At 57.8% G+C, this 16,363-nt stretch carries 11 protein-coding genes; all 11 read left to right on the top strand.

The annotated features are described in order from the left end of the window. The first annotated feature begins 8 nt into the window (after positions 1 to 8). The 11 genes from nodC to AAFG16_RS39310 all read left to right on the top strand — a co-directional run bounded on the left by nodC (position 9) and on the right by AAFG16_RS39310 (position 16,361). The gene (nodC, locus tag AAFG16_RS39360; RefSeq protein WP_342734062.1) at positions 9 to 1,388 is read left to right on the top strand and encodes a chitooligosaccharide synthase NodC; all 1,380 of its coding nucleotides are present in this window, start codon (positions 9 to 11) and stop codon (positions 1,386 to 1,388) included. An 11-nt stretch (positions 1,389 to 1,399) separates the two neighbouring features. After that, positions 1,400 to 2,029, top strand: coding sequence for a nodulation methyltransferase NodS (nodS, locus tag AAFG16_RS39355; RefSeq protein ID WP_342734060.1), 630 nt, complete (start codon positions 1,400 to 1,402; stop codon positions 2,027 to 2,029). Between the two features lie 13 nt (positions 2,030 to 2,042). Next, a complete protein-coding gene (gene nodU, locus AAFG16_RS39350) occupies positions 2,043 to 3,758 on the top strand; it encodes a nodulation protein NodU (RefSeq protein WP_342734058.1) in 1,716 nt (571 codons plus the stop codon). A gap of 2 nt (positions 3,759 to 3,760) precedes the next feature. Continuing rightward, entirely contained in the window at positions 3,761 to 4,675 is a 915-nt protein-coding gene (gene nodI, locus AAFG16_RS39345) for a nodulation factor ABC transporter ATP-binding protein NodI (RefSeq protein ID WP_283081812.1), read from the top strand. A 3-nt stretch (positions 4,676 to 4,678) separates the two neighbouring features. Beyond that, complete coding sequence (locus tag AAFG16_RS39340; RefSeq protein WP_283081813.1) at positions 4,679 to 5,467, top strand: ABC transporter permease; 789 nt, start codon at positions 4,679 to 4,681, stop codon at positions 5,465 to 5,467. Positions 5,468 to 5,789: 322 nt separating this feature from the next. After that, positions 5,790 to 7,817 (top strand): carbamoyltransferase, encoded by a 2,028-nt coding sequence (locus AAFG16_RS39335; RefSeq protein ID WP_342741039.1) that lies wholly within the window; start codon positions 5,790 to 5,792, stop codon positions 7,815 to 7,817. A gap of 169 nt (positions 7,818 to 7,986) precedes the next feature. Then, a complete protein-coding gene (locus tag AAFG16_RS39330) occupies positions 7,987 to 9,093 on the top strand; it encodes a nodulation protein NodZ (RefSeq protein ID WP_342734054.1) in 1,107 nt (368 codons plus the stop codon). Between the two features lie 731 nt (positions 9,094 to 9,824). Next, positions 9,825 to 10,661 carry an SDR family oxidoreductase gene (locus AAFG16_RS39325; protein ID WP_271608548.1) on the top strand — a complete coding sequence of 279 codons (837 nt, stop codon included), beginning with the start codon at positions 9,825 to 9,827 and terminating at the stop codon, positions 10,659 to 10,661. A 253-nt stretch (positions 10,662 to 10,914) separates the two neighbouring features. Beyond that, complete coding sequence (nifA, locus tag AAFG16_RS39320; RefSeq protein ID WP_342734051.1) at positions 10,915 to 12,669, top strand: nif-specific transcriptional activator NifA; 1,755 nt, start codon at positions 10,915 to 10,917, stop codon at positions 12,667 to 12,669. 573 nt (positions 12,670 to 13,242) lie between these two features. After that, complete coding sequence (locus AAFG16_RS39315) at positions 13,243 to 14,085, top strand: electron transfer flavoprotein subunit beta/FixA family protein (RefSeq protein ID WP_092217786.1); 843 nt, start codon at positions 13,243 to 13,245, stop codon at positions 14,083 to 14,085. Positions 14,086 to 15,155: 1,070 nt separating this feature from the next. Next, a complete protein-coding gene (locus AAFG16_RS39310; RefSeq protein ID WP_342734048.1) occupies positions 15,156 to 16,361 on the top strand; it encodes a GFA family protein in 1,206 nt (401 codons plus the stop codon). The last annotated feature ends 2 nt before the right edge of the window (positions 16,362 to 16,363 follow it).

Below are 16,363 nucleotides of genomic sequence, written 5' to 3'. Positions count from 1 at the left end.
GACACCCTATGGACCTGCTCGCTACAACAAGCGCTGTCGCTGTTTCGTCTTATGCGCTGCTCTCGACGATCTACAAGAGCGCGCAAGCGCTTTATGCCCAACCGACGACGAACCTCCCATCGCTGCAGGACAACCTGAGACGATCGGAGCCGGTCCTTCCCAGTGTAGACGTCATCGTACCGTGCTTCAACGAGGATCCAATCACGCTCGCCCAATGTCTGGAGTCACTTGCGAGTCAAGACTACACCGGAAAGCTACAGGTGTATGTGGTCGATGACGGATCTGCAAATCGCGACGTTGTCGCGCCTGTACACAAAATCTATGCGAACGATCCGAGGTTCAGCGTCATCTTGCTGGCAAACAACGTTGGAAAGCGCAAGGCGCAGATCGCCGCAATACGCAACTCATCCGGTGACTTGGTCCTCAATGTCGACTCGGATACGATACTTGCCGCTGACGTTGTCACGAAGCTTGTATTGAAGATGCACGACCCGGAAGTCGGTGCGGCCATGGGTCAGTTGATAGCGAGCAACCGCAGCCAAACCTGGCTGACCAGGTTGATCGATATGGAATACTGGTTGGCATGCAACGAGGAGCGCGCGGCGCAGGCGCGTTTCGGTGCCGTCATGTGCTGCTGCGGCCCATGTGCCATGTATCGTCGCTCCGCACTCGCCTTGCTTCTCGATCAATACGAAGCCCAATTCTTTCGTGGGAAGCCGAGCGATTTCGGCGAGGATCGCCATCTCACGATCCTCATGCTCAAGGCGGGATTTCGAACGGAATACGTCTCGGACGCGATCGCAGCAACAGTCGTCCCGGACAGCCTTGGGCCATATCTACGCCAGCAACTCCGCTGGGCGCGCAGTACCTTCCGGGACACGTTCCTTGCATTACGCCTGCTGCCAGAACTCGATGGCTATCTGACGCTAGACGTTGTCGGGCAAAATCTCGGCCCGTTGCTTCTCGCCCTGTCATCACTGGCTGCGCTCGCACAGCTCCTAATCGCCGGCTCTGTACCCTGGTGGACGGGATTGACGCTTGCAGCAATGACAATGGTCCGCTGCAGTGTGGCAGCCCTTCGTGCTCGCGAACTGCGGTTTCTCGGCTTCGCGCTCCACACACCGATCAATATCTTTCTCTTACTTCCTTTGAAGGCCTATGCGCTTTGTACCTTGAGCAACAGCGATTGGCTATCGCGCAAGGTCGCCAATGTGCCGGCCGAAGGGAAAAAGCAGTCTGTCATCCTGCACACGAACGCTGGACCAAGTGCTGCAAGTCAATGGGGAATGTCTGGAATAATTCATAAGGCGGGGCTTTCGAGCCCTGAATCGAGCCTGACGGCAACGAAGAGTGTTTGCGGTTGCGATCGTTCGACCGCCTGCAAGTAGGTGATAGGCTCATGATCCCGGACGCAAACCATCAGCTATTAGAGCGAGAGTTGTCTGCCGACGATCCATGGCGCCTCGACAGTAGTTCCTTCGAGCAGGAGCGATACGCGCATATGCTCCGGATGTCGCGTTGCAATGGAGACGTTGCGTGTGCCCTCGAAGTGGGATGTGCAGCCGGTGCATTCACCGGCATGCTGGCGCCGCTATGCGAACGGCTCACTGTGGTCGATGTCATGCCGCAGGCCATCGAGCGAGCGCGACGACGGACCAGGAAGTGGTCGCATATCACGTGGGTGACCTCCGACATCCAGCGGTTTTCGACCTCGGAGCGGTTTGATTTGATTGTCGTGGCCGAAGTTCTTTACTACCTCAAGGACATTGTCGAGATGCATGCGGCTATCCGCAACCTAGTGAGTATGCTTGCGCCAAATGGAGCTCTGATTTTCGGGTCCGCACGTGATGCCACATGTCAACGATGGGGCCATGCTGCTGGTGCCGAAACGGTGATCGCTCTCTTCAACGAGAGCCTATCGGAGGTCGAGCGTCTGCATTGCCACACTGAGTCGGTCAACGAAGACTGCTTGATCGTCCGGTTCTGGAAGCCGGGTCATTCGTCAGAACAATCAAACGTCGGCCACTAGACCAGGGGATCGTATGCGCATCTGCGGCATCAAGTTAACACATGACGGGGCAATTGCTGTCGTCGAGGACGGGCGGCTTATCTTTTGCACCGAGCAAGAGAAGCGCGGCAACAGTCCACGCTATCAATCCGTCGAGAATCTCGATGCAGTCGTGCTCGCCTTGGCGGAGCATGGCCTGGATCCGCGGGATATCGATCAGTTCGTCATCGACGGCTGGGATGGGGAGATTGAGTCGCAGTTCCAGGTCCTAAGTGGCGCTGTGCCAATCGCGCTGAAAGGGGCGCCGTATGTCGAGCGCCATGCTGAGGGCCTTCTTGATTCCGTCGACGGCTTTGGCCTGATCCTCGGAGGCAAGGTATTTCCATATAAGAGCTACCCGCACGTTACGGGCCACGTCGCGTCAGCATATAGCACCAGTCCCTTTTCCAGCGCGGGAAAACCCGCGTTCTGTCTGGTATGGGATGGCTGCATCTTTCCGCGCCTTTACTATGTGGAACCCGGGGGGGCACGGTTCATCGCATCCCTGTTTCCGATGATCGGCCATGCCTATGCTGCCGCGGGCCTTCACTTCGGCCCGTACAGGCAGCCGAACCGCTCCAGTTGGGATTTAGGCATCGCCGGCAAGCTGATGGCTTACATCGCGCTTGGTTCTATCGACGAAAGCATTGTGGCAGTGTTTCAGGAACTCTATGAAAAGCGCTTCGCCGCTGACACGGAGCAGGCTCGTCGCTACCGCGCTGACATCAACAATGCAGAATCGTCGCTTGCAGCTGTGCACGACTTCTTCGAGGCAAGCGCATTGCGCCTGACGGCCAAGCGAGCGGAGGACGTCCTTGCGTCGTTTCATGTGTTCGTGGAACGTCTTCTTGTCAAGGAAATGGCGGTGGTTTTGCTGCGATACTCGTCGCTTCCGGGAGCGCGAAATCTATGTATCGCCGGAGGTTGCGGTCTCAATATCAAATGGAACAGCGCGCTTCGTGCGGCGGGATTGTTCGATGATGTTTGGGTGCCGCCGTTTCCGAATGACAGCGGCTCGGCAATCGGCGCTGCTTGCGGCGCGATGGCAGCGCAAAATGGCTTCGGGCCATTGGAATGGTCAGTCTACAGTGGTCCGGCCCTGCAGGACAGCGAGCTTCCGCCGGATTGGGAGGCGGCGCCATGCAGTCTGCGTGAACTTGCGGTGATTCTGGCCGACAACAAGCCGGTCATCTTCCTTTCGGGGCGCGCCGAGCTTGGGCCGCGGGCGTTGGGCGGCAGAAGCATTCTTGCAGCGCCGACCTCCCCGGCAATGAAGGATCATCTCAACGACATTAAGCGTCGCGAGCACTTCCGGCCGGTGGCGCCGATCTGTCTGGAGGACCGGGCGCCAGAAATTTTCAGCCCGGGTACGCCAGATCCTTACATGCTGTTCGATCACCAGACCCGGGCGGAATGGCGCGACAAGATCCCCGCTGTGGTCCATCTTGACGGCTCCGCTCGGCTGCAGACCATCTCCCGCAACTCTCCGCACAAAATCGCCGCGCTTCTCGTCGAATTTGAGCAACTCACGGGGATACCGCTGCTCTGCAACACGAGCGCCAACCTCCACGGGCGGGGATTCTTCCCGGATGCTGCCGCGGCCTGCCAATGGGAGCGTGTCGAGCATGTGTGGTGCGACGGCCAGCTCTGGACCAAAACGGTGGTAAGGAAGCCATTGTCGGCCGAGCGACTTTTGTCAGCCCAAGGGTGACCATGTCCACCGTAGCAATCGAGCTTGCCGACGTGAAAAAGTCATTTGGCGACAAGGTCATCGTCAATGAACTATCGTTCTCGGTTGCGCGCGGAGAATGCTTCGGCCTGCTTGGTCCAAATGGAGCTGGCAAGAGCACGATTGCGCGTATGCTCCTCGGCATGATTTCGCCGGACGCAGGCAAGATTACGGTCCTCGATGAGCCTGTGCCTTCCCGCGCTCGTGTGGCGCGTGTGCGCATCGGCGTGGTGCCGCAGTTCGATAACCTTGAACTCGAGTTCACCGTTCGAGAGAACCTGCTTGTGTTTGGTCGATATTTCGGCATGAGCGCTCGCAAGATCGAGGCGGTCGCGCCATCGCTGCTCGAGTTTGCGCGCCTCGAAAGCAAGGCGGACGTGCGCGTGTCCGAGTTGTCCGGTGGTATGAAACGGCGGCTGACGTTGGCGCGTGCGCTAATCAATGACCCGCATCTGCTCGTGATGGACGAGCCGACGACTGGCTTGGATCCGCACGCCCGCCACCTGATTTGGGAACGTCTGCGAGTTCTGCTTGCGCGGGGCAAGACGATTCTCTTGACCACTCACTTCATGGAAGAGGCCGAACGCCTGTGCGATCGGCTGTGTGTCCTCGAGGGTGGACGCAAGATCGCCGAAGGCAAGCCGGACGACCTCATAGATGAGCATATTGGCTGCAACGTGGTCGAAATCTATGGCGGTGATCCACATCAGCTCTGCGAGCTGATCAGGCCGCATGCACGGCACCTTGAAGTGAGTGGAGAGACGCTCTTTTGTTATGCGCCATATCCGGACCAGGTACGCGTGAAACTGCGCGGGCGAGCGGGCCTTCGTATTCTGCAGCGTCCCCCGAATCTCGAGGACGTGTTTTTGCGGCTGACCGGGCGCGAGATGGAGAAGTGAGCGATGGGTGAAAGTTTTACGGCGGTGATGCCCGCTAACGCGTACAATTGGATTGCGGTATGGCGTCGGAACTTCCTAGCATGGAAGAAAGTCGCACTTGCATCGATTCTCGGCAACCTCGCAGATCCTATAACCAATCTGTTTGGCCTCGGCTTTGGCCTCGGACTGATCGTGGGGCGCGTTGAGGGGACATCGTACATCGCGTTTCTGGCGGCAGGCATGGTCGCGACCAGCGCCATGACGTCCGCGACCTTTGAAACCATGTATGCAGCCTTTGCACGCATGGACGCCAAGCGCACCTGGGAAGCAATCCTCTCCACTCAGCTCACGCTTGGCGACATCGTTCTGGGTGAACTGGTGTGGGCGGCGAGTAAGTCCGTTCTGGCCGGAACAGCGATCTGGATCGTCGCTGCCACGCTGGGTTATGCGTCATGGCCATCCATTCTGTATGCGATGCCAGCAATCGCCCTTACTGGCCTTGTCTTCGCCAGCCTGGCGATGGTCGTCATATCTCTTGCGCCAAGTTACGATTACTTCGTGTTTTACCAGACACTTGTCCTCACTCCTATGGTGTTTTTGTGTGGCGCGGTCTTTCCGACGAGCCAACTGCCCGGCTCATTTCAGCATTTCGCTGGCTTGTTGCCTCTCGCACATTCGGTCGACCTTATTCGCCCAGCGATGCTTGAGCGCGGCGGTGACACCGCTGCCCTGCACGTAGGTGCGCTCTGCGTCTACGCGGTCCTGCCCTTTTTCGCGTCGACAGCACTATTTCGGCGCCGCCTGCTGCGTTGATGTGAGTTCAGCGAAAATGGCGAAAGTCACATCGATACAATGTCACATGCGTTCTGCGGTAGCTCGGGATGACCTGGTCTGTCACAGCAGCTGCTTCAATGGCCTTAAGAGGCCCCGATCGAGCAAGGTCTACGGCCGTCTGTTCGGTCGATCGTGCGGACGCCAGCACCTGTACTTTCTGAGCGCCTGTCGCTAGGCGCCTAGAGGGACTTTGCAAAATTGTGTTGTGCTGTCTGGCCCGCGCACCCGACGGAGCGTGACTGTCCAGATTAGATAGGTGGGACGCAGTAAGCGTTCCCGGCAGGATCATATGGAGAACGAGATGTTGTGCCTGGGAGTGAGTGGCGGACTTGACAGAATCTATGAAAGCACGCCGGAGCTGCCGAATACATTTCTTCACGATGGCGCTGCGGTTCTTGTGCAGGATGGCCGCGTGATCGCTGCTGTCGAAGAGGAGCGCCTCAACCGCGTCAAGCACTCTAACAAGTTCCCGAGCAATTCGATCCGATACTGCCTTTCTACCGCAGGAGTTGAGCTCGGCGAGATTGACCGTATCGCGTTCTACGCGACTGAAGCCTACTGCAACACCATGCTCGAGCGCCTTTCTGTTTCTCAGCCCGTTCCGTTGGACGCCAAACTGTTGCTGCGCCAGCTGCTAGCACGGGAGTTCGGCGCTGAGATCGATCCGTCGCGGCTTTCCTTCGTGAATCACCACGAAGCGCATGCCGTGAGCGCGTTTGCCATGTCCGGCTTCGAGCAAAGTCTCGTTTTTGCCGTCGACGGCGGTGGCGATTTTCTCTCCGGCTTATTGGCGGTGGGATCTGGCACCGAAATTGCGCAACTTGCAAGCTTCCCGGAATATAACTCCCTGGGGCTGTTCTATCTCGAGACGATCCGATATCTCGGCTACGGGTTGTTCGACGAGTACAAAGTGATGGGGCTTGCCCCGTATGGTGATCCCGCTCCCTATCGCGAGCTCTTCGCGCAGTTCTACGAATTGTTGGAGAACGGTGGCTATCGCGTTCACGTGGACCGGATCGGTCCGGCCCTGGTCCGCAACATCGAGGTTCGGCGAAAAGGAATGCCATTCACCCAACAGCATCGAGATGTCAGCGCTTCGCTGCAGGAGGCGCTGGAGCGGATCGTGTTTCACATCCTACGGCACCATCGTGAAGCGACGGGCATTACACGCTTGTGCTTGGCTGGGGGAGTAGCCCATAATTGCACACTGAATGGTAAGCTGCTCTATTCCGGGCTATTTGACGACATCTTTGTTCAACCCGCGGCGCACGACGCCGGCTGCGCGCTCGGCGCTGCGTTGATGCTGTCAAACGAGCTGGGCAGGCCGGCGCCGCGGGAGCGACTGCCGGACGTTTATTGGGGGCCCGATCTCGGCAACGAGCAAGCCGTTGAGCAGGAGCTCAACGCATGGTCAGGCCACCTCGACATTCAACGAAGTGAAGACATAGCATCTAGTGTGGCAGACTGGATGGCGAATGGCGATGTAATCGGCTGGGTTCAGGGCCGCTCTGAGTTCGGCCCACGTGCGCTTGGTAACCGCAGCATTCTTGCGGACCCGCGGCCTGCAGAAAACAAGGACCGCATCAACGCGATGGTCAAGAAGCGCGAGGGCTATCGCCCCTTTGCGCCATCTGTACTGGAGGAGGATGCGAGCGAGTTCTTTGAGCTCCCGGACGGCACGCGGCAGCTCCCCTTCATGAACTTCGTGGTTCGTGTGCGTGAAACCAAGCGTACCGTGCTCGGTGCGATCACACACGTTGATGGGACCGCTCGGCTGCAGACAGTATCGCGCAAGGCAAACCCCACCTACTGGGATGTAATTAATGCGTTCAAGAGGCGAACGGGCATCCCAGTTCTTCTGAATACCTCATTTAACAACAATGTCGAGCCGATCGTGGAGTCCGTGTCAGATGCGATCACCACGTTCTTGACGACTGACCTGGACGGACTTGTTGTTGGGCCGTTCCTCGTCAGAAAGCGGCCAGCATCACTGCAGGATTGGAGTGCGCTGGGCGTTTCATTGCCGCCGTATGCATCCCTGCATCGTGTTCGCTCCCACACAGCGCCAGAACGTCAGGAAACGTTCTGCGAGATCCGCACAGGACATTCCGCCCACGATAGTATGCGTATCTCACATGAGCTTTTCGAGATCTTGATGCGGATCGAGGGCGAGGCGTCGCTCGGCTGGCTTCTCGACGCAACCATGCAGGACCAGGCCAAGCGTGAAGATCTCGTGAAGGAGCTGCGGCTCGTGTGGGAGCTGCGTGGCGTTCGGCTGCATCCGCCGCGCGCGGCTTGCGGCTGCAATAAAGTGCAAAGCGAAACATAGCCGGAACTCATGAGCATGGCCATGCCTATGCCTGCATGTGAGGAGGCCAGACCATCCGACGCACGGGGGGCATCGGGAATCCGACTGAAATCGGGCACGTCGACGCAACACCGATCAAGAAAAGACGGAAAGTGTTGCGAGAACGCGGCCCATCACGGATAGCGCTGCTATGAAGTTCTACCGACGCAGCTCGCCGGCACCGCGGTTTCAGACCGTGACGTCGGACAAGATGATACGTGAGACGTCTGCAATGACGTCTCTTGTCCAACCAGGAGCCCGGGAAGAGGCAATGCAGAGCGGTTCGAAGAATGATAGGTTCGTAGTTTCCCGGCGACGCACGGGGTTCGGCGACTGCCTGTGGTCACTGGCGGCAGCTTGGCGTTTTGCAAAGCAGACAGGACGGACGCTAGCCATTGATTGGCGGGGATCTTGTTATCTCGATGAGCCATCCACGAACGCCTTTCCAGTCTTCTTCGAACCGGTTCAAGGCATTGCTGGCGTGCGGGTGATTTGCGACAACGAGATCAATCATTATTCATTTCCGGGACCATTCTTCCCGGCATGGTGGAACAAGCCATCCATCGATTGCATCTACCGTCCGGACGAACAGATTTTCCGAGAACGCGACGAACTCGATCAACTGTTCCAAAGTCGGAAAGATAGTGACGCTAAGACGGTTGTGTGTGACGCCTGCCTGATGTGGCGCTGCGATCAGGAGGCCGAACGAGAAGTCTTCCGGAGCATCAAGCCACGACCTGAAATTCAGTCTCGAATTAATGCGATCTACCGCGAGCACTTTGAATCGTACAGCGTAATCGGCATTCATGTCCGGCATGGCAACGGCGAGGACATTATGGGGCATGCTCCCTACTGGGCTGACGCTGAGCGCGCCTTGCGACAGGTCTGTAATGCCATTGATAAGGCTAGGGAGTTACCCCACTCAAAACCCGTGAAGGCTTTCCTGTGCACGGACAGCGCGATCGTCCTTGAGAAGGTTTCGACTATATTTCCTGATGTTTTCACGATTCCAAAACAGTTCCAGGCCCCTCAGGCCGGCCCATTGCACAACGCCACGCTCGGAGCCGAGGGCGGCTTTTCCGCCCTCATCGATATGTACCTCCTTGCGCGCTGCGACACTGTGATTCGTTTTCCCCCGACGAGCGCCTTTACGCGCTATGCGCGTCTCTTTGCCCCACGCGTTATAGAATTCGATTTGAACGATCCGAGCCGATTGATCCTGATTGAAGAATCCTCGCAAGCGCTCGTGGCTTCATGAGAGCCGTTGCCCGCGTGATTGATCTGATTGCCGCTTTTTGCATCCAGCAGTATTGGCAGATCTTTCGGGGCGGGAATTGTCTGGCCGAAGTGATGCTCTGTCGCGAACTTCCACCGGAGAACAGAGCGACGCGGGGGCCGAATGTCTTCCGCTGAAGCTCGACGTCGACAACAATGACCTTAGCGTGGCTGCCGCCACGGTAAACAGGTGTAACACGTCCTCGCTTCGGGGGCGCAAGTCGACGCTAATCGGTCGTCGATCGCGGATGAATATATCGAAAGGCTCTCCGTTCATCCCGTGAGCTCCGTCTTGGCGGTCGGTACTCGCTGGTGTGAACGGGCGCTCTCGAAATCCACTATTTTGAAGAAACATTCAGTACGCCAGGTCGCGGTCCGGAATCAATCCGCCCGGCGATGTGCCAGTGCTGGATACGTCCGAGCAGGCCGCGATGAAGTCGGCATCATTTGCCGACGAATCTAACGTGCGACTCTGGTAACGTCAGCTTTCGAGTTGGGGCGCTGCTCGCAGCCTTGTCCTTACGACGGCGAGTGTGCTCGCTAGTTTACGTAGCTGATGCACCATCGCTGTCGCAAAGCACACGCACTATGTCTTGAACGAACCGAGCATTCCGCGTGCGCGACACTAGGACGCAAAACGGAAGCGGATTTACATGCATCGCAGTGGCCCAAATCCTGCTACGCATGCCGCACGCAGCAGGAGAGGAGGCGGGCGTGGATCTCGATCTGCCAAAGAACGATCTGATCGAAGGCCAGGTGCCCGACACAAATTTAGCTTGCCCTTTTCAGACCGATAAAGCCCGTGTTCATGGCGGAGAACAGAAAGTGATGTTGCTCACCGGAGCATCGCGCGGAATTGGTCACGCCACTGCCAAGCTGTTCTCTGAGGCGGGCTGGCGCATCATTTCTTGCGCGCGTCAGCCGTTCGACGGCCAGCGATGCCCCTGGGAGGCAGGGAACGAAGATCACGTGCAGATCGATCTCAGCAATCATCGAATGCTGCCGCGCGCGATCACTGAGGTCAAAGAGCGCTTGGCCGGTGCACCTTTGCACGCACTGGTGAACAATGCCGGCGTCTCGCCGAAAACGCCCGCTGGCGATCGGATGACGTCGTTGACGACGTCGATCGAGACCTGGATGAGGGTGTTCCATCTCAACCTGGTGGCCCCGATCCTGCTGGCGCAGGGGCTGTTTGACGAGCTAAGAGCCGCGTCAGGATCGATCGTGAATGTGACTTCGATTGCGGGCTCGCAGGTGCACCCGTTTGCGGGCAGTGCCTATGCGACGTCGAAAGCTGCGCTCGCGAGCCTGACACGCGAAATGGCCCACGATTATGCACCGCATGGAATTCGCGTGAATGCGATCGCGCCCGGCGAGATCAGGACGGACATGTTATCGCCCGACACAGAAGCGCGTCTCGTGCCAAGTATCCCGCTTCGCAGAGTGGGAACCCCGGACGAAGTGGCCAAGGTCATCTTCTTCCTGTGCTCGGATGCGGCGAGCTATGTCGCGGGGGCCGAGGTGCCGGTCAATGGTGGGCAGCATCTGTGAATGAGCCGGCCTTGGGGACACCGCTGACTTGAGCTGCAGCAGCGGTAGTTATGTTCTCCGCTGACGACGCGTGCGCAATCTGCAAAATGGAATGAAAGCACACCGTAAGTTTACCGTCGTGCCATGAAAAGGTGTTACGGTTCTATGTCATCTCGTGAACACTTGGCGTCAGATCGAGAGCGACATGCAAAACGAAGCTCGCCAACCCGGACAAAGTACCAGGGAGGATGATCGAGAGAACGGAGACCGCCTCATGCTGGATATACCTTCCTCATGCGAACGACCCGCACCGCAACCGGAGCCGGAACGTAAGCTCTCGAGCGAGCCGTTGCGTGAGAGCGCGCTGACCGGCATCTTCGAGATATCGAAAATACTCACCGCTCCTTGTCGGCTCGAGGTCACGTTAGCCAACGTTCTTGATCTTCTGCAGTCGTTTGTGCAGATGCGCCACGGCATCATTTCACTGTTCGATGACGACGGCATGCCGGACATTACAGTGGGGGCGGGCTGGAGCGAAGGCAGCGACGAACGTTACCGGATGCGGCTGCCGCGGAAAGTAATCGACCAGATCATCGCGACGGACAGGCCTGTTGTCGTCGAGAACGCGGCCGCCGAGCCGGTATTCAGCGCTGCCGACCGGGAAGTGCTCGGCGCCTCTGATGATACGCCAGTTTCGTTCATCGGGGTTCCGATTCGCATTGAGCCGAAGGTCGTGGGTACGCTGACGGTTGATCGTATCCGGGACGATAGGTCGAGTCTCGGGATCGAGTACGATGCGCGACTGCTCGCCATGATCGCCAACCTGGTGGGACAAACAGTGAAGTTACATCGCTTGTTCGCCTGCGATCGCGAACGATTGATGGCGGAGAAAGACCGGCTACAAAAGCAAGTACTCGACCTCAGGCAACCCCCTCGGGAGCGCAAGAAGCTACTCGCCCATGGAATCATTGGCGATAGTCCGGCCCTGCGCGGGCTGCTGGAGAAGATCGCGATTGTAGCCAGATCTAATAGCACGGTTCTGCTGCGTGGCGAATCCGGTACGGGAAAGGAACTCGTAGCCAAGGCCATTCACGAATCATCGTCCCGCGCCAGGCGCCCGTTTGTTAAGCTGAATTGCGCGGCGCTTCCTGAGACCGTCCTGGAATCAGAATTGTTTGGACATGAGAAAGGCGCCTTTACGGGTGCGTTCAGCTCGCGCAAGGGACGCTTCGAACTTGCTGACAAAGGAACGCTGTTTCTTGACGAGATTGGCGAGATCTCAGCTCCGTTCCAGGCGAAGTTGCTGCGCGTTCTCCAAGAGCAGGAGTTCGAGCGCGTCGGCAGCAACCAGACTGTTAAGGTCGATGTTCGAGTGATAGCTGCGACCAACAAGAACCTTGAAGAGGCTGTCGCAAGGAGCGAGTTCCGCGCGGACCTTTACTATCGCATAAGTGTAGTGCCCTTGCTGTTGCCGCCCTTGCGCGAAAGACGCAGTGATATTCCGCTTCTAGCCAGGGAGTTCCTCAGAAATTTCAATAACGAGAACGGTCGTACTCTGACCTTGGAGGCGAGCGGGATGGATGTACTGATGAACTGCGGCTTTCCGGGAAATGTCCGCGAACTCGAAAATTGCATCGAGCGGACAGCGACGCTGTGCGCCGGATCATCGATTGTGAGAAGTGACTTTGCATGCTGCCACGGCCAGTGTCTTTCTGCGATGCTGTGGAAAGGCACCTCCGACGAGAGACTGGACCAGCTCGCACCCACGCCGTCGGTGCCTGCAAAATCCACCATTCCGCTAGCTGAAGCGACCCAGCCGGTCCAGTCTGTCGGCGGCGAACTGGCCTCACTGGGGCCTCCCGGCACAGTTCTCGTTAGTGGCGCCAAGATGGCCGATCGCGAACGGGTCATTGCGGCCATGGAAAGATCTGGATGGGTGCAGGCAAAAGCAGCGCGCCTGCTCGGGCTAACGCCGCGTCAAATTGGCTACGCGCTGAGGAAATATGGAATAGAGATAAAGCGGTTCTGAACGACGACATCGGTCGGAACTGCTACTGCGAAATAGCTACACGAGAACGATCTCCGATAGGCATTCTCATCACAATCTGAAGGAAATGGGTCTGCCCACGGGGGCAACTTGGCCCCGAGCATCCCGCGCGCTTGCGGGACTGCTGTCGAAGGGCGGGTTCACCTGGTTCGATGACAAAGGGACTTGCTCACAATGACATACTTAGCGTCATTGCGGGCCATGCAATCGCGAACAGTCGGTTGCGGATCATGTAACGAGCGTCATGCCTATCCGTCGATCAAGCTCCGGACTAGTGAGCGCCCAATGCTCATTGAACGTCACCCGGTCAGCCGGTCGCCGGTGATTGGCGGGGTAATCTGTCGCAAGCCGTCCTAGCATCACTCAGCTGGCGCGGCCTGCTGAAAAGCGCTGTCGCAGTTCTGACAGTGTTAGGATTCGTTCGTCGGGGAGCGGCCTAGAGGCGCGCATTACCGGGACTAAGCCTCTGTGATGGCAAGCCGATCCCAAAGGGCGGGCGATGGTACGACACTTGCTGTGCTCTCCGCAGCTGGCGCAGCTTTTGGGAGCAACACCGTGCACAACGTCGTCTGCATCAAACAGGTTCCGGACTCGGCGCAGATCCGCGTGCACCCCGTGACCAATACAATCATGCGTCAGGGAGTGCCGACCATCATTAACCCATATGACCTCTTCGCCCTCGAGGCCGCGCTGGAGCTGCGCGATCGGTTCGGCGGCGAAATTACGGTGCTTACAATGGGACCGCCATCGGCGGAAGACTCTTTGCGAAAGGCGCTGACTTACGGCGCCGATCGCGCCGTCCTGCTCACCGATCGCTGCTTTGCGGGCTCCGACACCCTGGCCACGACGTATGCACTTGCAACTGCCATCCGAAAAATTGGTAAGGAATATGGCCCGACAAACCTCATCTTCACGGGGAAGCAGACCATCGACGGCGATACGGCGCAGGTTGGGCCCGGCATCGCAAAGCGGCTGGGCGTATTGCAGCTAACCTACGTTGCGAAAGTCAGATCCTTAGATCTCGCCGCCCATACAATTGAAGCAGAACGACGCGCCGAAGGTGGTGTCCAGGTGCTGCACACGAGGCTGCCCTGTCTCATCACCATGCTGGAGGCAACGAATCAGATTCGGCGAGGCGCGATGGCGGATGCCTTGCGCGCCGCGCGCGCCAAAATCGTGAAATGGAGCGCAAACGATGCGGGTATCGAGGACGTCTCCAAATGCGGCCTCAAGGGATCGCCGACTGTCGTCAAGCGAGTGTTCGCTCCCTCTGCGCGGGCTGAGAAGGCCGCGCTGGTCGAGGCCGGCGAGCAACCGGCGCAGGCGTTGATAGACGCGATTTTCAAGCGTCAGCCGAAGCTCGAAGCCGATCTTGCTGCACTTGCCCGTGCCGCTTGATCTGGAGCGAAACGGTCAAAGATGTACCAACACCAGAGGCACTCGTGTGGACGCACAAGATCTAGCTAGGTATTTCAGCTCGCGACCTGCGCGTTATGGTCCATGGCGTTCCTCGATTTCCAAGGGCATCGGGGACCGCGTGTTCCCTAGACCGCGTTATGGCCTCGATCAATGCCCGGAGTTGGCCGCGATTGTCAGGTGCATCGACAAAGGGCTGCGAATGCGTCCAGATCCCACTATATGGTCGTGTTCGATGGCGTTGAGGCAACTGCTTAGCGCGTAGTTGTCGCGAGCGAAGATGGATTACGTCAGCGAACGGGATCACCATGCCAGCGCCCGCTCCCCAAAGCGCTTGTCGCGCTGTTCAAGGCGCGAAGCCGACTTTTGTGGCACTTTGAACCAATCTCCGCGATTCAGTATCCCTATACTCATTGGCCCGTTGTGAGTGGCGGGTGGCTCTTCGCCGTCTGGTGTCCGACAGCGGTGCAAGCGCTGTCAGGTTCAATACACTTGCGACGAGGAGTCGGCCGCGATTTTGTCAATGTACTCAAAATCTTTGGAGCGAGTGCACGATTTGGCACGGTGATTGCTGTAAGCGTGCAAGAAGACATCGTGGTGGCACTCGCTAACGTGAAACATAGCGTCGGTCTCTTTGAGAATCTCGTGGCAGCCAGCAGCGAGCCAGGTAGATGCGGATAATCCTTGCAAAGCTGTGCGAAGCTCACAGCGGTTCGATCGACTGGCAGGAGCAGCAACAGCGAGGGCCCGCGCGGCGTAATATCTCACCATGACGCTGAAAGCGTATGATGGCCGGCCCGGAAATTCGCGGCATCGAACGTTTCGTGGACCGGAATCCGTCTTGATCGCCGCCGCTCAGTTGATCTACGTGCTCCGTTCGATGCGGGTTAGCAGCACTGAATGCCGCTGTCTGCTACCGCGAAGGCGCAACCAAAAATGTTGCCTAGATGGTGAACGCGAGACAAGCCCATCGAAACCAACGAACTCGCGGTGGCCCATAGCTGGCGCGGTGCTCCGTCAAAGACCGTTCTCTCCTCATCACCAGGAGTCACATGACATCTCAAGCGTCTCGATTGACACCCGATCAGTCTCCGCAGATATGCTGCAAGTATTTGACTGAGCAAGCACGAGCCCTGTTCGGCCCGCACCCGTTCGCTGCGGAGATGTCCAAGGACCAGGTCGCTCGCCTGCTGCCTGACTATCTGGCGATGTCACAGGCGTTCCCGCACCTGCAGGCGGGGTCGCAACGGGAACTCATTTTCGATGCAATGAATCACAATCGAGATATTGCGAGGGACATTGAACTGACCAGCGTGGTTGGAAATTTCATCTGTTGGGATGAGACGGGCGGTTATGGCCAAATTCTCCAGGGAGGCAAGGCGGCGCTACCCGACATTCTGGTGACTGAGAACTTCCACTCCAACCTGCTTAGAAGGGATGCGTCGCAACTACTCGGCAGAGCAATACGGCCCAACTACAGCGCCACGACCAAGCGGTACCTGCATTCTCTCTATGCCGGATTGTCATCGAACGATCCCTTAGTGCGTTGCGCCTACATGGTCGCTTTTGAGCTACATGCTGCGGACATGATCGAGTCGCTATGGACCACTCTGGTCAAAACCTTTAAGGCGCGGCCTGACGATCTTGAGTACTTCCGTAGCCACGTCGGCGGAGAAGATCCTGCGGAGAAGTACCACGGAGAAATGACAGGCCGGCTGATCGGCGAACTTATCCCGGCTGATAGGAATAACCACTTTTTGGATGAATTCGATCGAGCCTATCGGCTCAGCCTACAGTGGTGCCGCGATCTGCGCCGAATTGCCTCACTGAAGGGAGATGATCACTCGGAGGTCGAGCATCATGGCCGTTGTCATTGTGGTTCTGTCAAGTTCTACGTCAAAGCACCGCGAGAGCTCTCTGCAGTTCGATGCAACTGTTCAATCTGCGAAATGTCTGGATTTCTGCACTTGCTCGTACCCGGCAATAAGCTTCGCATTGAGTGCGGCGAAGAATTCCTCACGACGTATCAGTTCAATAAGAACATCGCTCGGCACACGTTTTGCCGGGTTTGTGGCGTAAAGCCATTCTATAGGCCGCGCTCGAACCCCGCCGGATTCAGCGTAAATATTCGATGCCTCGATAAAGGGACGATCGAACGCATAACAGTAAGCGAGTTCGATGGCGAGCATTGGGACCAAGCCTTCCGCTCGATGCACCAGGACCTTCAGTCCTGCGTCGAAGATAAAACCCTGGAGTGAAC

The sequence above is a fragment of the Bradyrhizobium sp. B117 genome, from assembly GCF_038969555.1.
Taxonomy (GTDB): domain Bacteria; phylum Pseudomonadota; class Alphaproteobacteria; order Rhizobiales; family Xanthobacteraceae; genus Bradyrhizobium.
This window is presented reverse-complemented; position numbering and strand designations above follow the sequence as displayed.

Coding starts and splice junctions, on each gene's coding strand:
- nodC (WP_342734062.1), top strand. CDS start 9: ATGGACCTGCTCGCTACAACAAGCGCTGTCGCTGTTTCGTCTTATGCG.
- nodS (WP_342734060.1), top strand. CDS start 1,400: ATGATCCCGGACGCAAACCATCAGCTATTAGAGCGAGAGTTGTCTGCC.
- nodU (WP_342734058.1), top strand. CDS start 2,043: ATGCGCATCTGCGGCATCAAGTTAACACATGACGGGGCAATTGCTGTC.
- nodI (WP_283081812.1), top strand. CDS start 3,761: ATGTCCACCGTAGCAATCGAGCTTGCCGACGTGAAAAAGTCATTTGGC.
- AAFG16_RS39340 (WP_283081813.1), top strand. CDS start 4,679: ATGGGTGAAAGTTTTACGGCGGTGATGCCCGCTAACGCGTACAATTGG.
- AAFG16_RS39335 (WP_342741039.1), top strand. CDS start 5,790: ATGTTGTGCCTGGGAGTGAGTGGCGGACTTGACAGAATCTATGAAAGC.
- AAFG16_RS39330 (WP_342734054.1), top strand. CDS start 7,987: ATGAAGTTCTACCGACGCAGCTCGCCGGCACCGCGGTTTCAGACCGTG.
- nifA (WP_342734051.1), top strand. CDS start 10,915: ATGCTGGATATACCTTCCTCATGCGAACGACCCGCACCGCAACCGGAG.
- AAFG16_RS39310 (WP_342734048.1), top strand. CDS start 15,156: ATGACATCTCAAGCGTCTCGATTGACACCCGATCAGTCTCCGCAGATA.